This is a genomic window from Micromonospora violae, from assembly GCF_004217135.1.
GTDB classification, from domain to species: Bacteria; Actinomycetota; Actinomycetes; order Mycobacteriales; family Micromonosporaceae; genus Micromonospora; species Micromonospora violae.
In genome coordinates this window covers 2955584-2980433 of the sequence record NZ_SHKK01000001.1, presented here as the reverse complement: position 1 = coordinate 2980433, position 24850 = coordinate 2955584, and the positions used below count along the sequence as shown (strand labels likewise).

Sequence of the window (24850 nt, the reverse complement as noted above, 5' to 3'; positions counted from 1 at the left end):
GACACATGCGATGGACAGCCGGTAGACGAAGGACACGGCGCGCGCTCGTCCTCGCGACGGTCGCCCTGCTCGGTCTCGTCGCGCAGCCGGCGGCGGCGCACGCCGCCCCATCGGTGGCCACTGTGGACACTCAGGTGACCACGGAGGCGGCGGCCAAGGGCAGCACCACGTTCCTGGTCTACCTCAAGGAGCGGGCGCACCTGGACCAGGCGGCGAAGGTACGCGGTGCCGACGCCCGGGCGACCGAGGTGCACCACCAGCTCAGGGACACCGCCGATCGCACCCAGGCGGGCCTGCGCAACCTGCTGCGCACGAAGCGGGCCGCGTACACCCCGTACTGGATCGCGAACGCCATCCAGGTGACCGGCGATCGTGCGCTGCTCGACGCGATCGCCGCCCGCTCCGAGGTGGCGCGGATCGAGCCGGTACGCCAGTACCCGGTGGTCAAGCCGACGCCCGGCACGGAAGCCAAGGTCGCCACGGCCGCGGCCGAATGGGGCGTCACGAACATCGGGGCGGACCGCGTCTGGGACGAGTTCGCTGACCGGGGCGAGGGCATCGTCGTCGCCAACATCGACGGCGGGGTCCAGTACGACCACCCGGCACTTGTCGACACGTACCGGGGCAACAACGGTGACGGCACCTTCACCCACGACTACAACTGGTACGACCCGTCCGGGGTCTGCGGCGGCGACGCGCCCTGCGACACCGCCGGCCACGGCACCCACACCATGGGCACCATGGTCGGTGACGGCGGTGCCGGCAACCAGGTCGGCGTCGCGCCGCGCGCGACATGGATCGCGGCGAAGGCCTGCGAACGGGCGTTCTGCTCCAACAGTTCTTTGATGCTCGCCGGTCAGTGGATGCTCGCCCCGACCGACCGCAACGGCCAGAACCCGCGGCCCGACCTGCGGCCGGACGTGGTCAACAACTCGTGGGGCGGCGGCCAGGGCGACCTGTGGTACCAGCAGGTGGTCGACGCGTGGCGCGCGGCCGGCATCTTCGCGGCGTTCGCCGCGGGCAACGAGGGCCCGGACTGCAACACCGCCAACTCACCGAGTGACTACCCCACGTCGTACGCCGTCGGCGGGTACAACGCCGCCAACCAGGTCTACGAGTACTCCAGCCGGGGCAGCTCCGGGGCCGACGGTGGGATCAAACCGAACATCTCCGCGCCCGCAGAGAACGTCCGGTCCACCTGGCCCGGTAGCGGATACGAGACGATCAGCGGCACCTCGATGGCCACCCCGCACGTCTCCGGAGCGGTGGCGCTGATCTGGTCCGCCGCGCCGAGCCTGCGCGGTGACGTCGCGGCGACCGAGAAGCTGCTCAACGAGACCGCCACGGATGTCGACGCGACCGAGTGTGGTGGCACGGCCGCCAACAACAACGTCTTCGGTGAGGGGCGGCTGAACGCCTACCAGGCGGTGCTGAAGGCACCCCGGGGCGCTGTCGGGCGGGTCAGCGGCACCGTCACCGACGCCGCTACCGGTGCGCCCCTGGCTGGCGTCGCCGTCGCTGCCGGTGACGTGCACGCGACGACCGGTGCCGACGGCGGCTACGCGCTCGCACTGCCGGACGGCACGTACTCGGTGACCGCCCTCAAATACGGTTACGGGAGCCGGACCGCGACGGTGACGGCCGTCGCCGGCCGCTCGCACACCGAGAACTTCGCGTTGGCGCCGCAGCCGGTGGTCACGGTCTCCGGAAGGGTCACCGACGGCTCCGGCCACGGCTGGCCGCTCTACGCCAGCATCGAGGTCGGTGGTCGTCCCGGCGGGCCGGTCTTCACCGACCCGATCACCGGCAAGTTCTCGTTCACCGTGCCGGCCGACACCACGTACGCCGTCGGCACGACGGTGCGCTACTCCGGTTACCGGAAGGTCTTCAGCACCGTACGGGTGACGGATGAGGCCAAGACGCTCAACATCAAGGTCCCCGTCGATCACGGCTGCACCGCCGCGGGCTACTCGGGAAGCTTCTCCGCGCCGCTGGTGGACACCGAGACCTTCGACGCGGCCACCGTTCCGGCGGGCTGGTCGGTGCGGGACCGGACCACGTCCCCGGCCTGGGCGTTCGACGACCCCGGTCACCGGGGCAACAACACCGGCGGCAGCGGCAACTTCGCCGTCGCCGACAGCTTCCGGCAGGGCAGCGAGCCCCAGGATTCCGATCTCGTCTCCCGGACGTACGACCTCAGCGGCACGCGCGCCCCCTACCTGCGGTTCAACAGCGATCTGCTGGCCACCAGCCCGGAGGACATGGGCGACGTCGACCTCTCCCTCGACGGCGGCACCACCTGGCAGAACGTCTGGCACGGCGACGACTACCGGACGGGCCCGAGGCAGGAGGTGGTCCCGCTGGAGGCGGCCGCGGGCGCGGCGAACGTCACGCTGCGGTTCCGCTACCAGGGCTACTACGGCTGGTGGTGGGGAGTGGACAACGTCGAGGTGGTCGACCGGGTCTGCGTACCGACGCCGGCCGGGCTGGTGGTGGGCTTCGTCACGGACAAGAACACCGGCAGTGGGCTCGTCGGTGTGAGCGTGGCCAGCCCGGCCGCACCGCAGCAGCGGGCGGTCACCGAGGCGACGCCGCAGGACGCGAGCATCGGCGACGGGTTCTACTGGCTCACGACCAGCCTCACCGGAACGCACGCGTTCGAGGCCGCCAAGCGGCCCTACCAGGCGGTGGCCAAGGACGTCACGGTGGTCGCGGACAAGACGACCAGGGCGAACATCGCCCTCACGGCGGGACGCGTCACCGTCAACCAGAGCAGCATCGAGATGAACCAGCCGTACGGCGGCACACGGTCCACCACCGTGACGGTCAAGAACACCGGCAGCGCCCCCGCCACCGTCGAGGTGCTGAAGCGGGCCGGTCAACTCGACGCGCTCACCGCGCAGAAGGGGACGCCGCTGATCGAGCAGCGGGTCGCCGGTGTGACCAACTCCCGCACCGGCGTGTCCGCCGGGTCGATGGCCTCGGTCAGCCAGCCCTCGGGCGGTGACCCGGCGTGGAGCAGGATCGCGAACACCCCGGCGCCGATCTACGACAACGCCGCCGTCACCTTCGGTGGCAAGGTCTACTCCCTGGGTGGACAGGGCGCGGAGCGGTCGCTCTGGCGCTACGACCCCGACACCAACGTCTGGACTGCGCTGGCCGAGATGCCCAGGGGCCGCATCCAGCCCTCAGCGGCGGTGGTGGACGGCAAGATCTACGTGCTCGGTGGCTGGTCCGCCACGGGTGCCCCGATTCCGACCGTGGACGTCTACGACCCGACGGCGGGCACCTGGAGCACCCTGGTCGGCGTGTTGAGCCCGGCGCCGCGAGCGGCGGCCGGCACGGCGGTCGTCGGCGGCCGGATCGTCCTGGTCGGCGGCTGCGTCGACAGTGACTGCGCCGAGTCGGACGATGTGCTGGTCTTCGACCCGACCAGCCGTACGTTCAGCAGCGGGGCCCGATACCCGGTGACCGTGTCCTTCGTGTCCTGCGGTGGCATCGGCAATGGTGTCTACTGCGCCGGTGGCACCAACGGGCAGACCCTGCGCAGCACCTACGGGTACGACCCGGCCGTGGACGCCTGGACGCAGTTGCCGGACCTGCCCGTCGAGGTGTGGGGCGCACAGACCGCCGTCGCGGGCGGAGCACTGATCCTGTCCGGTGGGCTCAGCAGCGACTCGACCAGCGTCACCAACCGGACCGTGGCCTACGACCCCGGCACCCGCATCTGGAAGCAGCTGCCCAACGCGCAGGTCGCCGCGTTCCGTGGTGCCATGGCGTGTGGGCTGTACAAGATCGGTGGTGTCCGGCCCGCCGGGAGGCTCAGCGACGCCGAGCACCTGGGCGGATTCGGCGGCTGCGACACGGTGGACGCCCCGTGGCTGGCGACGACGCCGGCGGCCTTCACCCTGGCGGCGGGGGAGTCGAAGAAGATCACGGTCACCGTGACGGCCGCCCCCGAGGCCGGTATCAGCCAACCCGGCACCTACCGGGCCGAGTTCGGTCTGCTGACGGACACCCCGTACCCGGTGCCCGCCGTCGACGTCGCCGTCGGTGTCTCCGTCCCCGCGGACTGGGGGAAGATCCAGGGCACCGTCACCGGTGAGAGCTGTGCCGGGCAACGGCTGCCGCTGGCGGCCAGCGTCCGTCTCAACCTCGCCGGAACGGGCGGCAAAACCGGTTACACGGTGCTGGCGGACAGCCAGGGACGCTACGTCCACTGGCTGCCGGCCGGGACGTACCAGGCGGTGGTCAGCAGGGACGGCTGGACTTCGGTCGCCAAGCGGCGGACGGTCGAGGCCGGGATCACCCTGACGTACGACGTCGCCCTGGCGCCGGCGACGCCGTGCGGCAGCCGGCTGGGTGGAATCTGATACGCCCGGTTACCTGACGGCGATGGCCGCCTACCCCACGGGGTCGGCGGCCATCGCCGTCTCGTCCGCTGGGCAGGTTCCGCATCGGCGACCGTCGCTACCTTCGGCGCATCTTGGTGGCCCCGCAGGCCGTTGACCTGCCATGTGATCTTTGCGACACGAGACTGTTGTGAACTTTCCGCAGCTGCGTCGCGTCGAGAGGGGCGTCGAGTTTCCCTGCCGGAGGATCAAATTGCGCAGCCAGTCGCAGCCCTTGTTGCCGTATCCGGATGAATCAGGTGCCCACCGGGCCGGGTCGCCGGTCATCAAGGAGCTGAACTCCCTACGACTGCCGGTTCTGGGTGGAATCTGGACAGCGGCGATAACGCTTTTCGCGTACGAGCCGATCGCCACGTCGATCGCCCGCGTCGTCCGGGGCGACCGCCATGCCAACCCCGTCGAAGAGCTGCTCGAACTGGCCATGGCCGGCGTGTTCGGTGATGACGAACAGTGGCTGCGGCTCGCGCGAACCTCGGAGCCCCAACGAAAGTTCGGGTGGCGGAAACAGCGCACCACCTCCACATTTCTCCAGCAGGATCCGCTGCATTCGACAGCCGTCTACACCATCGTCGTGTACAGCCTCATGCGCGCCCAGGAGTTGTTCGGCCGACGGCTCACCGACCGTGACCGAGAGGCCTATTGCCGCGATGCGACGCAGGGCATCGGCGCGGTACTGGCCCCTCGCGGGCGAGTCCCGCAGAGCTATGAGGAACTGCGATTCCACTACAGCCTGATCGTCGAGCGGCAGTTGAAATTCGACACCCGGTTCACCGAGCTGTATGAGAAGTCCCGCGATCGCGACATCGCTGGCACGCCGTTGCGGGATCTGACCGTCCTGGCCGCCCGCGCGCTTCCGTCGGCAATGCTGGGTGTGCTCCAGCTGACCGAGATCCCGGGCGACCTGATGCCGCAGACGACGGCCGACCGCCGGTTCGACGCGCGATTCTGACGACGGGGTGACGCGCGTCACCGCCCCGCATTCCCAGCCCGCACATGTCGGCAGCTGCCCGGGATCTCACGTGTGACGAGTGGCGAACACGGCACGACGAGGATGTAACCGTTGGGTGAACGCGGGTCGAAGTTCCTCCGCGTACGCCAGTGTTTGTGTTGGTTGTGTAAAGTTTTCGTCTTCCGACCGCACCCCGACCGTATGCTGCATCGAAGCTTCCGGCGACCCCCTGAGGGTCCATCGTGGGAGCGACAGATGATGGCAATTGGGGAGGCGGTTCGTTGTTGCTGGAACTCAGCGACGCCGGCCGGGCTTTGGACAGCGACGTTCGTGGCGAGGGTCAGCCAGACGAGTCAGTGCTGGCGACGGCCCGGATGCGTATGGTCTACGCGGAGCATTCCGACGCGCTCTTCCGTTTCCTGCTTCGCCTGAGCTGGGGCGAGCGGCAGCTGGCGGAGGACCTCCTGCAAGAGACGATGCTGCAGGCCTGGCGGCACTTTGATCGTCTGCCCACGTCGTGGGAGTCGACCCGCCGCTGGCTGTTCATCGTCGCCCGCCGGATCGCCATCGATGCCGCCCGCGCCCGTCAGGCCCGCCCGGTCGAGGTCGGCTTGCAGGATATCGGCGACCTGCCCGCCAACGACGACATCACCGACTCGGTGGTGGCCGCACAGACGATCCGTCGGGCGATGCCGAAGTTGACCCCGGCGCACCGTGCCGTGCTCATTGAGCTGTACCACCGCGGGCGCTCCACCGGCGAGGCGGCGCGGCGGCTCGGCATACCGGAGGGAACTGTGAAATCCCGGGCGTACTACGCCTTGCGAGCACTGCGTGCCGCAATTGGCCGAACCACCGTCGACTGACAGTCTGTAACCGACTTTCCCTGCGCCGCTGCTTACCTGACTCGCCCCCGACACGTAGAGTGTTGCTGTTCAGCAACTCGCCCGGACCTGCGCCGCCTACACCGGCCTGGGTCAACGAAGCAGATCAGGCACGCCAATGACGGACGACGGCCTTGAGGTCATGTGTGACCGCTGCGGGCCATACCTGCTGGGTGAGCTGCCCCCGGATGCCGTCGTGGACTTCGAGGCGCACCTGCTGGACTGCCGTCGTTGCCAGCGGGAGTGCGAGGAGTTGGGCCCGCTGATCAGCGTCATGCTGGGGCTGGGGCCCGACGACGTCACCGAGCCGCCGGGCGGCCCGCCGCTGACCGGCCGTCGTCGTTACCCGGGCAGGTCGCTGAGACCCGGCGTGTTCCGCCGGCTGGGTCGGTTCTGCCCCGGGCCGGGCCACCCCCCGCAGTCTCGGTGGTTGGGTCATCCAGATCCGTGATCGGGGCACCGGCTGGGTGACGGACGCGCCGCTGGTCCAGGTGGTCGTGTCGTCATGCCCGGTGGCGCCTCATCGGCTCCACTTCTGGTTGTCGGTGCCCATGCACGTCCACAACTGCAGCCGGGTCCCGTTAGCGGTCTTCTTGTCCTTCACGTCCACGCACTTGTCGGCCTTCTTGTTGACGATGTCGTGCGCCTTGTTCAACGCGATCCGCTGCGAGGAGCTCCCGTTGCAGGTACTCAAGATGATCTTGGCGCCGTCCGCGGTCGAGCCCCCCGACACGGTCATGCACCGGCCGAACGCCCGCAGCGTTCCGTCGCTGTAGGCCGTCCACGCCTGGTTCGGACCGCCGTTGCACTCCCAGATCTGCAACTGGGGGTTGCTCGTGTACGCGCCGTCGGTCACGTCGATGCACTTGCCGCTGGCATGGCTGTAGATCTGGACAGCCCCGGTCAGCGGCGTCGCACCCGCCGGCGTCGTACTGGTAACCGGCGGTTTCGTCTCCTGCTGGGTTCCGCCGGAGGTCGTGCCACCGCCCGAGGTCGTGCCGCCACCGGAGGTCGTCCCACCACCGGACGTCGTGCCGCCACCGGAGGTCGTGCCGCCACCGGAGGTCGTGCCGCCACCGGAGGTCGTGCCGCCACCGGAGGTCGTGCCGCCACCCGAGGTCGTCCCGCCCTGAGCCAACACACCCTCCGGCGCCTGCTGCGCCGGGGCGTCAGCCTCGCCGGGCGTACGCGACGGACCGCCCGCCGCAGTGGTGGGTCGGGGGCCCGGCAGCCGCGAGTCGCGCTGGTAATCGGCGAGGTAGGCCTCGGTCAGGGCGATGAAATCGCGTACCGCGGGGGAGTCCGGGACGCCGCCGGCACGCTGCACCGCCTCGGGTCCCCACTGAAACGCCGCGAGCGCCTTCTGGTACGGGTCGCCCTCGCCCACCTGATCCAACTCCTCGACCAGGCGGCACATCACCACGCCGAGCGCGGCGATGGCCTGCTGCGGATACCACGGCGAGGTGATCGCGGCATTCGGCGCGTACTCAGCCCACACGGTGGGGTTGAACTGCGCGATGCCCTGCGTCCCGTCGGCGCCGAACAGATTCGGGTTGAACGCCGAGGCGGCCATCAGCTGGGCGGCGATCCGCGTCGGGGGCACCGCCACGCAGGTCTTGCCAGCAGCCAGGATCGCCGGCAGGTACGCGTCCGGCACCGGGACCGCCGGCGTGCCCGCGGTCGGCGCGACACCGCCCACCGGGCCCGGCGACCTGTCGGTGCGGCGGAACTCGGGCTGACGGGCGTACCAGGCGGCGTAGCCGGCCACCGTGCCGACGTACTCCTCGGCGTGATCCGGTACCCCGTCGGCGTCGCGTACGGCCGGCACCCCCGAGTGGTACGCGGCCAGCGCCATCCGCCACTGCTCACCCTTCGCCGTGTGACGGACCTGGCCGGAGAGGTCACACATGTAGTGGGCGAGCGCCACGATGTTCGCCGTCGGGTCCTCCCGTCGCGCCGCGGCACCGGGCTTCCAGTCGGCCCACACCGCGTCGCTCAGACCGGCGACACCCTTGCCCCCACGCTCGGAACGCGCGGCCGGATCGAACCCCGACTCGGCCATCACCTGCCCGGCGAGTCGGGCCGGGGAGAGTGTCGGGCAGGCGAGCGCGGCCGCGGAGATCGCCTGAACCTGACTCGCCGGGACCGCCCGGCCGGTGCGGATCCCGTCGTCACCGAAACCGAAGCCGGAGATCGCCGCCACCCCCGACGCCGCGGACAGCGACAGCAGCACGGTGGCCGTGGCGATCCGCCGCCCCGGGGCGTCCAGCCACGCCAACCCGCGCCCGCCCGCAGGGAGCGGGTCCGGGCGGCGTCGAGCGCGCAGGGGCCCGTCGACGAACAGCCTGCGCAGCTTCGACCCACTACCAGCGCCGGGCATCGATCGCATTCTGGTTGTTCCTCCCTGCGGGCGGGCAGTCTCCGGATGCACGACGGCCCGCAGAGCGTGACGGTTCACCGGCCGGACGAATTGCTTTCGGACCAATGTCGCCGTGGGACCGGGCGGTGACGTGGTTCGTCGAGCCTGGGCGGATCGCGTACGGTCTTGCCCGTTCCGGCGGGTGGATGTTCGGCGAGGGATGGTGCGCGATGGGCAGGCGAGTCGGGAGCCGACGTGGTCGACACGGGAACCTGCGGGTGCTCCCGGTCGGCGCCGGTGTCAGTCGGCTGCGCGTCGGCCTGGTGCTACCGCTGCTCGGCCTCGCCGCTCTGCTGGGGCCACTGCCGATGGTGACGGCGGCGTCGGCCGCGGCGCCGCCGAGCCCCGGAGTGTCCGGGCCGGCCGGCAGCGTCGCCGCCGCGGCCAGCGTCGCGCCGACCCCGGGCACATCGCGGTACTACGTGGTCGGAGCGCCCCGGGATGGCCAGCGCGAGTACCTGTACCAGATCGCGGTGCAGACGCTCGGCGACGGCAACCGCTACCGGGAGATCTTCGAGCTCAATCAGGGCCGCCCCCAGCCGGACGGCGCCCGCCTCACGGACCCGCTGGCGGCGCTGCGACCCGGCTGGGTGCTCGAGTTGCCGGCCGACGCGGAGGGCACTTCGGTGCAGGTCGGCCCGCTCCCGACACCGCCGGCGACCCGGTCGGTCGAGCCGACCGCTGGCAGCGCCGCAACGAGCGCAACGCCGTATCTCATCGGTGCCGCGGTCCTGGTGGCGGTCGGGCTCGCCGTGGGGCTGTGGCTGCTGCACAGTCGCCGCCGGGCCCGCACGCCCCGACCGGCCACCGCTCCGGCTCCGGTCACGCCCCCGACGGTCGACGCCGCTCCGCTCGACACCGCGACGAGCCAGGCCGACACCGCGACGAGCCAGGCCGATACGGTGCCGAATCAGGTCGATGCCGGGCTGAGTCAGGCCGATACGGTGCCGAATCAGGTCGATGCCGTGCCGAGCCAGGTCGATGCCGTGCCGAAGCAGCTCGATGTCGTGGTGCGGCAGGTTGACACCGCAGCTGTTGTGCCCGCCCAACCGGTGTCGGCGATGGGGGAGTCGAGGCGCGCCGTCGTCAACCTCGAGTCGTTGACGGGTGCCCCACCGGACCGGCTCGACGTACGCCTGATCGGCGTCGCCACCGGCTTCGCCGCCGGCGTACCCTGCGCGTGGCTTCGGGACGAGCCGTTCCCGGCCGCGACGCTGCCGCTCGCCCTCGGCCGCCAGGGCGGACGGCGCTTCGTCGCCGACCTCGCCGCCGCCCCCGACATCCTCACCATCACCGGCACACCGTCGGCCGCGCACCGGCAGGCACGCGCGATGGCCGAGCAACTCCACGCGGGCGGGTTGATGGTGACCGTCGTCGGCGACCTGTTCGGCGCCGACCTTCCGCAGGGATTCCGACAGGTTGCCGCCTTCCCGACCGCCGAGCCCGACATCGCGCGACTGCCCGGGCCGGGCATCATCGTCAGTGGCGGCCTCAGCGGCGTGGAGTTGACCACCGCGCGGGGCCTGGCCGCACGCACCGGCCACCGGGTCGTACCGGTGCTGGTCGGCGAGGTGGTGCGGACCCGCTGGTCAGTTCGGGTCACTGAGCCGCAACCCTGACCCCGGCCACGCGGACGGCCGGAGGCCGACCGCCCGGGGTGAGGCCGGTTGCGGTGAGAATTGAACCAACGGGCCTACCGCAGCGTCGTCGGGTAGGGCGACTCTGCGGCGTGACCCACAGCGTCGCCTTGCGAGCACACCGCGAGGCGAAGGAGACCGTCTGTGACGGCGAAGGTACGGGCCTTGTCCAGCGTGCTGGGCTGTGTCGCCCTGATGGCTGCCCTGACGCAGGCGGGCGGAGCGGACGAGCTGCCCGGCGGGACGGTGTCGGCGTCCCGCCCGATGCCCGTTGCGGTGGTGTCGACCCCCACACCGTCCACGACCGACGGGCCGACGCAGAACGACGCGTTCGTCAAGTACTACACGGTGGGCACCGGTCAGGACAGCCCGGAGACCCTGGCCGCGATCGCCAAACGGCTCCTCGGCACCGCCAACCGGGCTGAGGAGATCTACCAGCTCAACGTCGGCCGAGCACAACCGGACGGCCAGGCGCTCACCGAGTCGAGGCAGCTGCGCGCCGGCTGGTCGCTGATCATGCCGTGGGACGCGATCGGGGACGGCGTACAGGTCGGTCAGGTCCCCACCGGAGCGCCCGCCGGTGGCACGCCCTCGCCGCCGCCGCCCCCGGCACCCCCGCGCAGCGGGCCGAAGTCGGGGCCGTGCGCCAACTCCCTGCCGACGCGGACGGACGCGGGGTGGGCCCAGGATCGGATGACGCCCGATCAGGCATGGGGTCGTACCCGTGGCGACGGCGTGCTGGTCGCGGTGGTCGACTCGGGCGTGGACGGGCGCACCCCGGCACTTGGCGGGCGAGTCGCGGTGGGGGCGGACATCCCGGCCGGTAGCGGTCGCGGCGACATCGACTGTCTCGGCTCGGGCACCGCGATGGCGAGCATCATCGGCGCCCGTGTGCCCACAACCGACGAACGGGGCACTCCGCTGATCGGCATCGCGCCCGAGGCGATGATCCTGCCGCTGCGGGTGGTGGGGGAGACGCCGCAGTCGAGCCCGGCCGACGCCGCCACCGCGATTCAGGTCGCGGTGTCCGCGGGCGCCCGGGTGATCGCGCTCGGCTCTTTCGTGGACCTCTCCGACGCCGCGGTGGTAGCGGCGGTCCGCCAGGCGTCCGACCATGACGTCGTTCTGGTGGCTCCGGCCCCGGCAGCCTCCGACGCGTCGAGCGCCCCCACCGGACCGGACACGGTGTTGCGCGTCGGTGGGTTCGGCCCCGAGGGGCAGCCGGCGGCGAGCTACCAGCCCGGTGGGGTGGATGTGGCCGCACCGGGGATCGACGTGGCTGCCGTCGGGGCCAACGGCTCGGGGATGCGCTCCGGCAGCGGCTCCCAGTACGCGGTCGCGTTCGTCGCCGGCGCGGCGGCCCTGGTCCGCTCCGCCTACCCCGATCTGAAGGCCGCGCAGGTCGTCAACCGCATCAAGGCGACCGCCGACCACGCCGGACGTACCGACCCCGATCCGGTCACCGGGTGGGGGATGGTCAACGCGAACGCTGCGGTCACGACGGCGCTCGCCGCGGAGGCGAAGCCCGCGCCGCGCGACGGCGGTGGCGCGCCGACCGGGCGGATCCTCAGCGTCGCCCTGCTGGTGGTGTCCGGGCTCGCCGGGGCGGCGCTGCTGTTCCGGCGTCCGTCCCGGCCGGAAGCCACCGGCGACACGGCGGCCACCGACCCGCCCGCCGGGCCGGTGGTTTCGGCCACGAAACCGGGCGGAATCGATACGGACCTGGGCCGCACCGCCGATCGGGTGCGCGGTGTGTACCACGTGGACGCGCTACCCGACCTCGCTCAGCCGGGCCCTGTCGACGACGGCATCATCGCCGGCGGAGCCCCGGCCGGGAACGATGCGCAGGCGCGGGCGGCTGCCACCGGTACGCCCGGGTCACGCCCGACCGGCTCCGCCGCCCGCGGATGATCCGGCCCGGCCGCGCGCTCGCGTGCGCGCTCCTGGCGGCGGTGCTGCTGCCCGGCGTCACCGCCACCGTGCTGTCGGACCCGGCCCACGCTGGCGCCGCGGGGGTGGTCGAGGAACAGGTCCTGGCGGCCCGGGTGACCGCCGAACCGCCGCCGTTGCCCAAGGTGACCAAAGGCTGCGTGGGTCCATCACCGACGGTGGCCGAAACCCCGCCATGGGCGGTACGTCGGATGGTTCCGTCGGCGGTCTGGCCGTTGACCAGAGGCGACGGCGTGGTGGTGGCGGTGATCGACAGCGGGGTGAGCGCCGGGGCCACCGGGCTGAGCGGCGCGTTGCGCAACGGCACCGACGTCACGAGCTCCGGTCGCGCCGACCGCGACTGCGTCGGTCGGGGAACCGCACTGGCGGGGATCGTGGCGGCGCGACCGATCACCGGCAGCGGCTTCGTCGGGGTCGCCCCCGGCGCGACGATCGTGCCGATCCGGGTGGTGAACAACAAGGGCGAGGTACCCGACGGGGCACTGGCCGCCGGCATCCGGGCGGCGACGGCGGCCAAGGCCGACGTCATCCTGATCGGCTTCGGCACCGAAACCCCGACCGCGGATCTGCGCCGCGCGGTACGGGAGGCGATCAGCCGCGACATCGTCCTGGTCGCCTCGATCTCCGCGGAGAAGGCGACCGGCACCCAGAGCCCGGCACCCTGGTATCCGGCCTCCGACCCCGATGTCCTGGCGGTGGGTGGGTTCGACCTCACGGGCGTACCGACCGAGCAGGTCGCACCGGAAGCCGGCGTCGATCTGCTTGCCCCCGGAGCCGCAGCGGTCAGCCTCGCACCGAAGGGCCCGGGCCACTATTCGGTGACGGGGCCGGCGGTCGCGGCGGCGCACGCGGCCGGGGCGGCGGCTCTGGTGCGCGCCTACTATCCGAACCTGTCCCAGGCGGAGGTCCGGCACCGGCTGGAGTTGGCAGCCGAACACCCGCTCGGCACCTGGCCCGTCTCCCCGGTCGGGTACGGCACCCTCGATCTGTACAAGGCCATCACCGCTGTGGAATTGCGGGAGGCGACACTGCCCACCCAGGCGCCGGTCACCCCGGTGCTGCCGGCCGTCCCCCCGATCGATGCGCGGAACGTGATCGCCGCTGTGGTGGCCGTCGGTGTGATCGGGCTGGCCGGCATCGCGCACCTGTCGATGGTCACTGTCCGCCGGGGTCGCCGCCGCCGCTGGCGGGCGTGACGGCGGGTGGCCTCAGGCCAGCGCGGTGCCCGCCGGATTCGACGGGCACCGCGGGCGGGGCTCAGACGGTCACCGGCTGCTCCTGCGGCGGAATCCACGGGGTCTGGATCAGGCGGGCGCCGCGCCGCGTGCAGAGCAGCGCGCGGCCGGGCGGAAGGTGCCGGGCCTTGGTGTTGCCGAGCAGCGGCCCCTCGTTCGGGGGGCAGGAGAGCGCCAGGTCCGGGCTGTTCGTCTCCTGCAACCGCCTGATCAGCGGGTCCATCGACATGCGGATCACGTTCGACGCACCCCGGGTCAGCACCAGGTGGAAACCGATGTCCGCCCCCTGGGACAGGTACGGCAGCAAGGGCAGCAGCGGACTCTCGTGTCCGGCGAGCAGGTCGTAGTCGTCGACCAGGACGAACAGACGCGGCCCGGTCCACCAGTCCCGCCGGCGCAGCTGCTCCGGCGTGATGTCACTGCCCGGCACTCGGGGCGCCAGACCTGCCACCGCGTCGGCCACCGTCGCCTTGGTGGAATCCGCGGAGACGGAGTACCCCAACCGGTACTCCTGCGGCACGGAGTCGAAGAGCTGCCGACGGTAGTCGACGATCAGGATCCGGGCCTCTTCCGGGGTGTACCGGGTCGTCACCGCCCGGGCGAGGTGGCGGAGCAGGTTGGTCTTGCCGCTCTGGCTGTCGCCGAGCGAGGTCAGGTGCGGCAGTTCGGCGAAGTCGTGCCAGATCGGCTGCATCGTGGCCTCGTCCAGGCCCAACGGCACCTGCAGATCACTGTGTGGCGCGGGCATCGACTCGACCGGCAACACCGCCGGCAGGGTACGCACCGGCGGGGCCGAGTCGCCCGTCCAGAACTCGCTCACCATGGACACCAGCGTCCGTACCCCGTCGGAGAGGTTCTCCGGGTCGGCTTTGCCGTCGATGCGGGGCAGCGCGGCGAGGAAGTGCAGCTTGTCCGCGGTGAGGCCGCGTCCGGGCAACTGCGGCACGGTGGCCGCCATCCGCAGGTCGACGGTCGAGTCGACCGGGTCGCCAAGGCGTAGCTCCAGCCGGGTGCCGATCTGGTCCCGCATCGCGTGGTGCACCTCGGACCAGCGGGCCGCGGTCAGCAGCAGGTGGAATCCGAAGTTCAATCCCTGCGCGGCGATCTGCCGAACCGACATCTCCAGCTGTTCGAACTCCTGACGCAGCGTGAACCAGCCGTCCACGACGAGGAACACGTCACCCAGCGGGTCGTCGGTGATCCGACCCTCCGCCCGCCACTGCCGGTAGGTCTCCATGCTGTCGACACCCAGCTCGGCGAAGCGCCGTTCCCGCTGGCCGATCAACCCGGCGACCTCGGCGATCGTACGGCTCACCCGTTCGGTGTCGAGGCGGCCGGCGACACTACCGACGTGGGGCAGCTCGGCCATCGCGCTGAGTGTGCCGCCGCCGAAGTCGAGGCAGTAGAACTGCACCTCCCGGGGACTGTGGGTGAGCGCCAGAGCGCTGATCAGTGTCCGCAGCAGGGTGCTCTTGCCGCTGCGCGGCCCGCCCGCGATGCCGACGTGCCCGCCGATGCCGGCCAGGTTCACCACCAGCAGGTCACGTAGCTGCTCGAATGGTTTGTCGATGAAGCCCACCGGTGCGACCAGCCGGCCGTTGCCGGGCCAGTCGAGTGCGGTGAGACCGAGGTCCGGATCGGGCGCCAGCGTCGGCAGCAGCTGGTCGAGCGTCGGTGAGTCGCTCAGCGGTGGCAACCAGACCTGGTGCGCCGGCGGCCCGTGGTCGACCAACTGGGCCACCACCGTGGAGAGCACGCTGCGCTCCTTCGCCGTCTCCATCGCGGACATCCCGGCCAGGGCCTCGGAGCCGCCGTCGTCCTCGGTCGCCTCCGGCGCGCCGTCACCGTCCGCGGCGACGGCCGCTACCGGTTCCGGCGGTGCCACCGCCTCCAACCGGTACGGCACGACCTGCTGCTGCACCACCTCCGGCCGGGCCCGGACGACCGATTCCTTGTAGGCGCCGGAGACATACCCGGCCTTGAAACGGATCAGCGTCGACACATCCGTGCGCAGGTAACCGTTGCCCGGCGAGGAAGGCAGCTCGTACGCGTCCGGCACACCGATCACCGAGCGGGACTCCATGGCGGAGAAGGTCCGCAGGCCGATCCGGTACGACAGGTGCGATTCGAGCTGGCCGATCCGGCCGTCGTCGACCCGCTGACTCGCCAGCAGCAGGTGCACCGCGAGCGACCGGCCGAGGCGGCCGATCATCACGAACAGGTCCATGAAGTCCCGGTGCGTGGCGAGCAGCTCACTGAACTCGTCCACCACGACGAAGAGCGTGGGCAGCGGGTCGAGCGGCGCGCCCTGGGCACGTGCGCGTTCGTAGTCGAGCACGGAGCTGTACCCGCCCGATTGGCGCAGCAGCTCCTGCCGGCGGACCAGCTCACCGTGCAGCGCGTCGTGCATCCGACCGACCAGCGCGGCCTCGTCGGCCAGGTTGGTGATGACCGCCGACGTGTGCGGGAGCTGGTCCAGGCCGAGGAAGGTGGCGCCGCCCTTGAAGTCGACCAGGACGAAGTTCAGGGTCTCGGAGGAGTGGGTGGTGGCCAGAGCCAGCACCAGGGTGCGCAGCAGTTCGCTTTTGCCCGAGCCGGTCGCACCGATCAGCATCCCGTGCGGGCCCATGCCGCCCAGCGCCGACTCCTTGATGTCCAGCTCAACCGAGTGACCGGCGGCGTCGATGCCGATCGGCACCCGGAGCCGCTCCGAGATCGAGCGGGGCGCCCACAGCTTCGCCAGGTCCAACCGCTTGACATCCGGAATGTTCAGCATCGTGCCGAGGTCGAAGTCGGAGGCGAGGGTGTCCGCCGCGGTTTCGGTGACGACACCGATCCGGTACGGCGACAGCAGCCGGGCGATCGTCGTCGCCCGGGGCACGCTCAGCCGGTCCGGGCGGGCCAGCCGGGTGCGTACCTCGTTCCCGACCCGGTCCCGCCGGACCATCAGCAGGTCGTCGCCCTCCACCGCCAGGCAGATCGCGCCCTTGCCGGTGGTCGGCGTCGGGTCGTCCAGATCGATCAGGACTGCGTTGCGGTAGCCGGCGGTCGCGAACCGGCTGTTGCTGCCGAGCCGGCCACCGTCGCGGATCACCACCACGAACGGCTCGTCGCGGCTCGGGACCGCACCCGACTCCCACCGGGGGCGCGTGGCGAAGGCTTCGCCGAAGAGCCGCTCCACCGCCTCGACGCTCTCGCCCACCACCCGCACAGCGCCGGCGGCGTCATGGTCGCTGTGGTGTTGCAGGTGCGGCAACCATTTGGACCACTCCCAGGTGGCCACCCCGTCGTCGGCCACGCAGAGCCCCAGCCGCACCTCCTCCGGCGCGTGGAACGTGACCACCTGACTCAGCAGCGCGCGGACGAACGCCCGCCGTTCCTGCTGCTCCCCGGCGAGCCGCACCTGCGCGAAGCCACGCAGGAACAGTGCGATGGGCTGGTCGGCCAGCGTGGTGTAGGCCCGGATGAACCGGCGCAACGATTTCGCCGACAGCGGCTCCAGATCTTCGATCGGCTTGGTCTGCATCGGAGTGATCCGCATCGCCAGCCGCTGCTCACCGGTGCCGACCCGAAGTTCGAGGAAGTCCGGGTGGGTGGGGCGGCGTTCCCACCGTCGCGTGGTCATCACCAGCGACCAGAGCGAGTGCGGATCCGGGTGTTGCCAGTCGTTGGCCTCCTGTTGGCGGGCAACGTCCTTGCGGACCCGTTTGCGGTTCTGAGCCAGGTAGCGCAGGTACTCCCGCCGGTCACCGCCGAGGCGTCTCTTGCGCTCGATGCCGCCGGCCAGGACCTGGCCGAGCAGCATGCCGACCATGGCCACCGCCATCAGGCCCAACATCACGAAGGTGAGTGGCCCTCGGGACATGGTGATGTACATGAGCATCATCACGCCGGACATCAGCGCCATCGGCAGCACCATCAGCGCGTGACGCATGCCGTTGCTCTGCGTCTGCGGCAGCTCCGGCGGCTCTTGCAGGGTGATGTCACCGGACGGCCTCTCCGGCCCTACACGTCGCGCCGGACGTCGGAACAGCTGCGTACTCAAAGGGATAGCCTTCCGCTCCGCGGGAGAACACCCGCCTCCTGGACTGGCGCCGAGGTGGCCGTACCGAGTCCGACCATTACGACGGATGCCGCCCACGATCGGGTCAACGTGTCGCCGGGGTGAGGCGAATTTCGTTCGGTTCGTTTTGAACCCGCTGCCCGGGGACCACGTCGTGGTTGTCATGACTGTTGCCGCCACCGACATGTGCCGCCTCGTGGTCCACGGACCGCAGCGGCAGCTGGAGGTTGCCGTACCAGCAGATGTGCCGGTCGCCGACCTGCTGCCGGTGCTGCTGACCCATCTGGGAGACGGGTTGGCCGACGCGGGGCTGGCCCACGGGGGCTGGGTGCTGCAACGGTTGGGCGAACCACCCCTGGCCGAGGAGAGCAGCGTCGCCTCCCTCGGGCTGCACGACGGCGACCAGGTCTATCTGCGTCCCCGCTCGGACCAGATTCCACCCGTGCACTTCGACGACCTCGCGGACGGACTCGCCACCGGAGTCCGTAGCCGCGCCGGCCTCTGGCGCCCGGAGATGATCCGGTGGTCCGCGCTGGGTGTGCTGGTTCTGCTCCTCGTGCTCGGACTTGTTGTCGTGGCGCTGCCCGGCCCGCCGATCGTCCGGGCGTTCGCCGCCGCTCTGATCGCGCTGATCTGCCTGGGCGGCGCGTTCAGCTGCACCCGGGCCGCGGGCGACCGTGGCTTCGGGCTGGTCGCGGCCTTCGGCGGGATCGCCTACGCGTTCCTGGCCGGCCTGATCGCACCGGACGCCACGCAGCGTGACGCGGCGCTCAGCCTCGGCTCGGCGCAGCTCTTCACCGGTGCGGTCGCCGCCGGGGTGATCGCGCTGCTCGCCGGGTTCCTCCTCGGCTGGGCCGGTCCGCTCACCGTCGGGGTCTTCAGCGCGGCGGTGTACGGGGCCGTCGGCGCCGGACTGGCCGCGTTCGTCAACCAGCCCGCGGGTAGCGCGGCGGCGGTCGTCGTGGTGCTCGCGACCGTGCTGACCGTGCCGGTTCCGCTGATCGCGTTCAAGCTGGCGAAGATCCGGCTCGCCCCGCTGCCCACCGAGCCGGAACACCTGCAGGAGGAGATCGACCCGGAGCCGAGCGACGTGCTGCTCGCGCAGACGGCCCAGGCCGACCGCTTCATGACCGGCCTCTACCTGGGGAACGGGCTTGCCACCGCGATCGCGATGCTCCTGTTGGTGCTGACCGACGGCTGGGCGGCGTGGACGCTCGCCGGGCTGGTCGCGCTGGTCCGGCTGCTGGCGTTGCGTCCGATGACCAGCGCCTGGCACCGGCTGGCGTCGGCCGTGCCCGCCGTGCTCGGGCTGGCGCTGATGGCGCTGCTCACCCTCGCCGACGCGGCGCCGCTGTCGAGGCTCGCAGTGGCGGCCGGCTCGCTGCCGATCGCCGGGCTGGCGCTCTTCGCGCTCGGCAGCAAGCTGCCGAACCGCCGGATCATGCCGTACTGGGGCCGGGTCGGCGATATCGCGCAGCTGCTCAGCACCGTCGCCATGCTGCCGGTCCTGCTCGCCCTGCTGGGTGCGTACGGCGCAGCCCGGGCACTGGCGGGCTGAGCCGTGCAGGCCCGTCGTGATCAAGTCCAGGCGCAGTCGTACGTGCTGGGCCGGTTGTCTGGTGCGCTGGTCGCGGCCGAGCCGGACGGGCTGGAGAATCCGAACCGGCGGATGACCGTCGGAACAATCTGTGGCTTGCTGGTCTCGGCCCTGGTCATCGTTGGGTTCGCCGTCTACGGGTACTTCGTCCCCGGTGGAGCCACCAGGTGGCGGACCCCGGGCGTCCTGGTCCTGGAGAAGGAGACCGGCACCCGCTACGCCTATGCCGGCGGGGCGCTGCACCCGGTGCTCAACCACGCCTCGACCCGGTTGCTCTTCGGCGGGGAACCGCGGGTCGTCTCGGTCTCCCGCAACTCGCTGAAGGGCGTGCCGCACGGCCAGCCGGTCGGCATCGTCGGTGCTCCGGACGCACTGCCGGCCCCCGACAAAGTAGCGGAGCAGGTCTGGACGGCATGCGCGCTCGCCGTGCGGGACCAGGCCGGCGCCCTGTCCACCGGGACCACACTCAGCATCAGTGGGCCCGCGGGGGCCGGCGGTACCGTGCTCGGCCCTGGCGAGGCGGCCGTCGCCACCGCGGGCGGGCAGACCTTCCTCATCTGGCAGGGCCGGCGGCTACGGGTGACGCAGCCCTGGCTGGCCCGGCTGTTCGGTTACGACAAGCGTGCGGTGCCGGTGGAGGCGAGCTGGCTGGACCTGGTGCCGGTCGGACCGGACCTGACCCCGGTGCCGGTAGCCGGGCGAGGCTCGGCGGGGCCGATGATCGACGGCCGGCAGGCCCGGATCGGCGAGCTGTTCGTGGCCCGTGATGCCGGATCGCAGGAGCGGCGGTACCTGCTGCTCAACGACGGCCTGGCGGAGCTGAACGGCTTCGCGTACACGATCGTCGCCGCCGATGAGGCGACCACGAAGCTGTACGGGGGACGCGCGGTGACGCCGTCGGAGCTGAGCCCGGCGGCGCTGGCCCGGTTGCCGGTCTCCACCCGTGCGGTGCTGCCCACCGGGGTGCCGGAGTCTCCGCCCCGGTTGCCGGCGCTGCCGACGGACGGCACCTGGTGTGTCCGGCACACGATGGCGGACGGCCGGGTCGAGGTGACCGCCGGACAGCCGGTTCCCGCCTCGGACGCGGTATCCGACAGCGCGGGCGTGACCCGCACGTCGCTGACCGCCGCCCGGATCACCGCCCAGTCGGGGGTGGGCGGACTGGTGCTGGCCGGGCGGCAGGACCAGGCGGCCGGCTCCGGCTTCTACCTGGTGACCGACGTCGGCGTGAAGTTTCCGCTGGCCTCCGCCCAGGTGGCTGGTCAGCTCGGATACCCCCCGACCGGAGCCCGCCCCGTGCCCCGCCGGCTGCTGGAGCTGCTGCCGACCGGTCCGCTGCTCGAGTCGGCCGTTCAGGGACGGTAGCCGCAAAGTTGGACGGTTCCGCCGGAGCCGTTTTTTACCGGACAGGAAAGGAAGAACCAAGGTGACGCAGCCTGGGATCAGCGTAGATGACCACACCCGGGTGGCCCTGGGGAACGCTCTCGGTGAGATGGGTAGTGCCCTGATGACCGCGAGGACCGCCATCGAGAACGCCAAGTCCGACCTCGCCGGGGACTACACCGGTCAGTCCGCCCGGGCGTACAACAACGGGTTGACCACCCTGAATGACGCGACCACCTGGCTCGAGAACACGCGCAGCGAGATCGAGCAGAAGGTGCTTGCCACCGGAAAGATCACCACCAGCGCTGAGGACGCGAACATGAGCGCCGCCCAGTCGGTGGGTGCCGGCCTGGGCAACTGGGCCTCCGCCTGATCTCCGCGCAAACTCTGCCAGCGAGCCCAACGCTTTCAACGGGAAAGGAACAGGAATGAGTTACACCGGTACTCCCGAACGCATGGAGACCACCGCGGCCCAGATCGCGAAGGTGCCGCAGAACCTGGAGCAGGCGTACGCCGCCCTGGAGAACGCCATGAAGATCTACCAGGCGGCGAACAACGGTGCCACGGTCGAGGCCTACACCTCGGCGCAGCTTCAGTGGGCCAGCAAGCACGGTGAGATCACTGCGGCCGGGGCCCACGCGAGCAAGGCGCTGCTGGACATCGCGGCGACCATGCGGCAGGCGGACCAGCAGGGCGCGAGCCTTTACCAGTGAGGTGTCCGGAAGGGGTGGCCCGGGCATCGTCCGGTGCCGCCCCTTCCGGGCCTGAGGTCGGCGGAGCGTCTGCTCCGGCGTACGTCGTCGTCCATTCCATGAAAGGAGTTCATCGTGCCCATGCCCAGTATCAGCTATAACGAGCAGCGGCTTGAGACGGCAAGAAACGGCATCAACCGGCTGCGCACTCACATCAACTCCGTCCGCGCCGGCTTCAATCCGGTCGATGTCGGCCATCCGCACGGGTTTCCGTTGAACAGCCTGACGGTCGCCGCCGGTGGTGACGCGTTTCCCAGTGGCGTCAACTTCAAGGCCAAGTTGCGCGACGTCGGCGGCGCTGTCGACACGGCTTTCACCGGCCACGAGGCCAGTCTGGGCAAGCTCAGTCGGGCACTGACCGTCAACCTGCGGCTGGGCCAGGACGCCGAGTACAAGAACGTCAACACGGCGAACACGGTGGGTCTGCCGAACACCACCACGCACACGACGACCCCCACCACGAACACCAGCACCAACACCACGAGCACCAGCACGAACACCACCAAGCCGAACTGACTCGATCTTTCGAGACCCTGCGCTAACCGAGTGTTTCCGCAGACGCCGGCACGCCGTACGCGCCGTTGTGCGGCCCACCCGGTAGCCAGACGACAGGTCGGTCCAGCTTCGATGTTGTGTTGATTGAGGAGTAACGATGACGCAGCCGACGCCGGCGACCGGCCTGGACAGCATCAAGTGGGAGGACGGGCTGCTGCAGATCCTGGGAATGCCGGCCGTTGACCGCACCCCATTTCTCAGCAACCCGTGGATCAACCTGACCAGTATTCAGATCGACATCAACAACCTCCCCGAGTTCGGGGACAATGAGCACTCACAGAAGAACAACGAGTTCTACTTCTTCCGCCGGCTGGGCACGACCGACGGCAGAAACCATTCCACGGACTACTGGTACCTGACTGTCCGGGCGAACGTCGCCTGGTTTGTCGGCGGGGAGGGCGAGTCTCTGCACGAGCGCTTCTACAAGGAGTTCTGGAACCGGTCACGGGACACCCTGTTCACACCCGCCACCCCGTTGGTGTTGGATCCGCAGTCGTTCCACACGGCAGCGGAGAGCATGTACAACGCGGAGACGTGGCTGAACCACGCGATCGGGGAGCTGCGGCGAGAGATCAATGACCTGGCGGGCGGCCAGTCGGGGTTGTCTGGCGCGGCGGCAACTGCGTACCGTGAGTCGTTGGAGAATATGCGGAAAGAATTGCAGGTCCTCCACGACGATCTCCAGTCGAGTCAAAACTGGACGGAGATGCTGCACAAGAACGGGCATGCCGCGCAGGATTTCTGGAATCAGGCGCGGCAGGCCTGGTCGAACTGGTCGGCTTATTGGCATCACCAGCCGAATGAGATCATCATTCGGGTGTTGGACCAGATCAAGGCCCAGGTGAGCGGCCCTGGTGACAACGCGATGTTCACCCTGACCATCGGGGACGGCATTACCGGGCAATACAATCTGGCCTTCGATTTCGAGTGGGCTCGGCTGAACCAGGACATGCATGCCGTCTTCCAGCGGGGCCTGAACGAGCTGGACCAGAACATGCGCACCATCTACGGTGCTCTCCGGAACAGCCTCGACGAGACTGTGACGAACATGCTGACCCCGTCCCAGGTGCCGACGGGCGGGGGCACCGGCGCCGGTGTTCCGAATATCGGTGGTGCCGGTAAGGGTCCGGACATCGGTGGTGCCGGTAAGGGTCCGGACATCGGTGGTGGTGCTGGTGACGGTCCCGATATCGGTGGCGCCGGTGAGGGTCCGGACATCGGTGGTGCGGGCGAAGGCCCCGATATCGGTGGCGCCGGCGATGGTCTCGGTATCACCGGTGGCCCGGGTAGCCCCGGCCTCGGTGATCTGCCGCCGCCGAATGGGTTCGAATCCGAGATCCCAGGGCTCGGTGATGGTGTCCAGTCCGGGACCGGTGGGGGCGCGGGAGTGCCTGATCTGGGGGTCCCCGGTGGTCCCACCGGGGATGGCCTGGGATTGGGTGACCCCCCAGGGCTGCCTCCCGGCTCCGGCCTCGGTGGAGTCGGCGGATCGACCGGGGGGACCGGTGCGCTGCCGCCGGGCGGGTTCGGCACCGGTGGTGGGCTCGGTTCGATCGGGTCGCCGACGGGTGGCGCCGGACGTCCGTCGCCGAACGACAGCAAGCCCGGCTCCGGTCTGATCGGCGGCCCTGCCGGTGACTTCGAGGGGGGGCCCACCACGATCGACACCGATGACCTGCCGGGCGGGAAGCCGCTGCCGGGGATGTTCGGCGGCACGGGCGGTGGGATCGGTGGCGACTCCTTCGGCGGGATGCCAGGCGAGCGCGCCACCGCTGGTGTGGGTGGGATGCAGATCGGTCCACTCGGGCCGGCACCCCTGGCGACGTCCACGGGCGGCATCGGTAGCGCCGCGATCCCCGCTGTCGGAAGTCCCTATGCCGCCGGATCGCCGATGGGTGGCCCGATGGGCCCGATGGGTCCGATGGGCGGCGGCGGAATGGGCGGCGGCGGCGAGGAGAAGGACCGCGAGCGGAAAACCTGGCTGGCCGAGGAAGAAGAGGTCTGGGGCACCGAACCAGACGTGCTGACCGGGGTGATCGGCCGAGACGACACCTTCGACGGACCCGAAGTGGACTCCACTCGACCCGCCGTCCCGCAGACGCCCGGCACGCCGTACGCACCGTCTCGCGGCACCAGCCGACAAAGCCGTGGTTACTGAACTGAAGGGAGCTCTTGTGTCCAGTCCGTTGAACAACCGGTTCGAACAGGCGTACGCCGAGTTCGAAGAGCAGAAGAACGCCATGGCCGAGTTCGAACGGCGGCTGGCGGAGAAGGCGTCAACACTGACCGCCAAGAACCGAGCGGTGAGCGTCACCGTTGACGGTCAGGGTGACGTCGTCGAGATCAGCTTCCCGACCGGGGCCTACCGGAAGATGGCCCCCGCCGAACTCGGCGCTCTGCTGGTGGAAACCATCGACGCGGCGCGGACGCAAGCCCGCGCGGGTACGACGGAGCTGCTCGACTCGTTCCTGCCGGGCGGTATGCCGGCCTTCGACCTGTTGAACAGCTCGGTCGAATTCGACGAGATCATGTCCCAGGCGATGCGTGCCGCCGACCGCATGTTCTCGAACCTGCCGTCGAGCGGCGCGCGGCGAGAGGAGTCCTGATGCCGAAGGTCGGCGCCGATACGGATCTGATCAGAAGCGCGGAGCTGGAGGGTTCCAGGACCAAGGTCGAGCAGGCTAACGCGAAACTGGAAAATGCCCTGCGGACCAACTGGCCTCCCGGTGAGCAGCACTGCAGCATGGACCGCGAGGTGGTGAAGGAGATGGGGCAGCCGATCGAGTTGCTCCGTGTCCTGGTGAAGGCGTTTGGCTCGCTCTCGAATGTCGACTCCAGGAGTGTCGACAACCTGCAGAAGGTTCTTCGGGACGCTGAGGACATGACCGAGAAGCTGGCCCGGAGCGTGGACACCAAGAACGTCCCGAACCGGACATAGGCAACTAACGATTTTCCTGGCGATGGGGCTGTGCCATTGGTTGGCCCAGCCCCATGTCGCTGCATGGTGAGAGGTTGAC

Annotated in this window: 17 protein-coding genes; 15 read left to right on the top strand and 2 right to left on the bottom strand. The window is 70.4% G+C overall.

Annotated features, from left to right (window positions below):
* Window positions 1–5 precede the first annotated feature (5 nt).
* The 4 genes from EV382_RS13215 to EV382_RS13200 all read left to right on the top strand — a co-directional run bounded on the left by EV382_RS13215 (window position 6) and on the right by EV382_RS13200 (window position 6693).
* Window positions 6–4373: a S8 family serine peptidase gene (locus tag EV382_RS13215; protein WP_130401909.1), complete on the top strand. Its 4368-nt coding sequence runs from the start codon at window positions 6–8 to the stop codon at window positions 4371–4373.
* A gap of 169 nt (window positions 4374–4542) precedes the next feature.
* Entirely contained in the window at window positions 4543–5361 is an 819-nt protein-coding gene (locus EV382_RS13210) for an oxygenase MpaB family protein (RefSeq protein WP_130401907.1), read from the top strand.
* Window positions 5362–5642: 281 nt separating this feature from the next.
* Window positions 5643–6224, top strand: coding sequence for a sigma-70 family RNA polymerase sigma factor (locus EV382_RS13205; protein WP_244236660.1), 582 nt, complete (start codon window positions 5643–5645; stop codon window positions 6222–6224).
* Between the two features lie 136 nt (window positions 6225–6360).
* On the top strand, window positions 6361–6693 hold the full coding sequence (locus EV382_RS13200) for an anti-sigma factor family protein (protein ID WP_130401905.1): 333 nt from the start codon (window positions 6361–6363) through the stop codon (window positions 6691–6693).
* A gap of 69 nt (window positions 6694–6762) precedes the next feature.
* On the opposite strand, the gene EV382_RS13195 is transcribed toward EV382_RS13200, so the two are convergent.
* Window positions 6763–8622, bottom strand: coding sequence for a ricin-type beta-trefoil lectin domain protein (locus tag EV382_RS13195; RefSeq protein WP_165435779.1), 1860 nt, complete (start codon window positions 8620–8622; stop codon window positions 6763–6765).
* Window positions 8623–8831: 209 nt separating this feature from the next.
* Here EV382_RS13195 and EV382_RS13190 point away from each other — a divergent pair, with 209 nt between their 5' ends.
* The 3 genes from EV382_RS13190 to EV382_RS13180 all read left to right on the top strand — a co-directional run bounded on the left by EV382_RS13190 (window position 8832) and on the right by EV382_RS13180 (window position 13444).
* A complete protein-coding gene (locus EV382_RS13190) occupies window positions 8832–10280 on the top strand; it encodes a hypothetical protein (protein ID WP_130401901.1) in 1449 nt (482 codons plus the stop codon).
* A 162-nt stretch (window positions 10281–10442) separates the two neighbouring features.
* On the top strand, window positions 10443–12209 hold the full coding sequence (locus tag EV382_RS13185; protein WP_130401899.1) for a S8 family serine peptidase: 1767 nt from the start codon (window positions 10443–10445) through the stop codon (window positions 12207–12209).
* A complete protein-coding gene (locus EV382_RS13180) occupies window positions 12206–13444 on the top strand; it encodes a S8 family serine peptidase (RefSeq protein WP_130401897.1) in 1239 nt (412 codons plus the stop codon). The genes EV382_RS13185 and EV382_RS13180 overlap by 4 nt, the downstream gene beginning before the upstream one ends.
* A gap of 61 nt (window positions 13445–13505) precedes the next feature.
* On the opposite strand, the gene eccCa is transcribed toward EV382_RS13180, so the two are convergent.
* A complete protein-coding gene (eccCa, locus tag EV382_RS13175) occupies window positions 13506–17528 on the bottom strand; it encodes a type VII secretion protein EccCa (RefSeq protein ID WP_130401895.1) in 4023 nt (1340 codons plus the stop codon).
* A gap of 181 nt (window positions 17529–17709) precedes the next feature.
* On the opposite strand from eccCa, the gene eccD reads away from it, so the two are divergent.
* The 8 genes from eccD to EV382_RS13135 all read left to right on the top strand — a co-directional run bounded on the left by eccD (window position 17710) and on the right by EV382_RS13135 (window position 24771).
* Window positions 17710–19104: a type VII secretion integral membrane protein EccD gene (gene eccD, locus EV382_RS13170; protein ID WP_244236944.1), complete on the top strand. Its 1395-nt coding sequence runs from the start codon at window positions 17710–17712 to the stop codon at window positions 19102–19104.
* Window positions 19105–19107: 3 nt separating this feature from the next.
* On the top strand, window positions 19108–20508 hold the full coding sequence (gene eccB, locus EV382_RS13165; RefSeq protein ID WP_130401891.1) for a type VII secretion protein EccB: 1401 nt from the start codon (window positions 19108–19110) through the stop codon (window positions 20506–20508).
* A 142-nt stretch (window positions 20509–20650) separates the two neighbouring features.
* Window positions 20651–20899: a hypothetical protein gene (locus EV382_RS13160; RefSeq protein WP_130401889.1), complete on the top strand. Its 249-nt coding sequence runs from the start codon at window positions 20651–20653 to the stop codon at window positions 20897–20899.
* A gap of 55 nt (window positions 20900–20954) precedes the next feature.
* Window positions 20955–21239: a WXG100 family type VII secretion target gene (locus EV382_RS13155; RefSeq protein WP_130401887.1), complete on the top strand. Its 285-nt coding sequence runs from the start codon at window positions 20955–20957 to the stop codon at window positions 21237–21239.
* A 114-nt stretch (window positions 21240–21353) separates the two neighbouring features.
* Window positions 21354–21794: a hypothetical protein gene (locus tag EV382_RS13150; RefSeq protein WP_130401885.1), complete on the top strand. Its 441-nt coding sequence runs from the start codon at window positions 21354–21356 to the stop codon at window positions 21792–21794.
* A gap of 136 nt (window positions 21795–21930) precedes the next feature.
* The gene (locus EV382_RS13145; protein ID WP_130401883.1) at window positions 21931–23991 is read left to right on the top strand and encodes a hypothetical protein; all 2061 of its coding nucleotides are present in this window, start codon (window positions 21931–21933) and stop codon (window positions 23989–23991) included.
* A gap of 16 nt (window positions 23992–24007) precedes the next feature.
* Window positions 24008–24439: a YbaB/EbfC family nucleoid-associated protein gene (locus EV382_RS13140; protein WP_130401881.1), complete on the top strand. Its 432-nt coding sequence runs from the start codon at window positions 24008–24010 to the stop codon at window positions 24437–24439.
* Entirely contained in the window at window positions 24439–24771 is a 333-nt protein-coding gene (locus EV382_RS13135) for a hypothetical protein (RefSeq protein ID WP_130401879.1), read from the top strand. Before EV382_RS13140 ends, EV382_RS13135 begins: the two co-directional genes overlap by 1 nt.
* The last annotated feature ends 79 nt before the right edge of the window (window positions 24772–24850 follow it).

Coding starts and splice junctions, on each gene's coding strand:
- EV382_RS13195 (WP_165435779.1), bottom strand. CDS start 8,622: ATGCCCGGCGCTGGTAGTGGGTCGAAGCTGCGCAGGCTGTTCGTCGAC.
- EV382_RS13200 (WP_130401905.1), top strand. CDS start 6,361: ATGACGGACGACGGCCTTGAGGTCATGTGTGACCGCTGCGGGCCATAC.
- EV382_RS13180 (WP_130401897.1), top strand. CDS start 12,206: ATGATCCGGCCCGGCCGCGCGCTCGCGTGCGCGCTCCTGGCGGCGGTG.
- EV382_RS13155 (WP_130401887.1), top strand. CDS start 20,955: ATGAGTTACACCGGTACTCCCGAACGCATGGAGACCACCGCGGCCCAG.
- EV382_RS13215 (WP_130401909.1), top strand. CDS start 6: ATGCGATGGACAGCCGGTAGACGAAGGACACGGCGCGCGCTCGTCCTC.
- EV382_RS13145 (WP_130401883.1), top strand. CDS start 21,931: ATGACGCAGCCGACGCCGGCGACCGGCCTGGACAGCATCAAGTGGGAG.
- EV382_RS13135 (WP_130401879.1), top strand. CDS start 24,439: ATGCCGAAGGTCGGCGCCGATACGGATCTGATCAGAAGCGCGGAGCTG.
- EV382_RS13190 (WP_130401901.1), top strand. CDS start 8,832: ATGGGCAGGCGAGTCGGGAGCCGACGTGGTCGACACGGGAACCTGCGG.
- EV382_RS13160 (WP_130401889.1), top strand. CDS start 20,651: ATGACCGCGAGGACCGCCATCGAGAACGCCAAGTCCGACCTCGCCGGG.
- eccD (WP_244236944.1), top strand. CDS start 17,710: ATGACTGTTGCCGCCACCGACATGTGCCGCCTCGTGGTCCACGGACCG.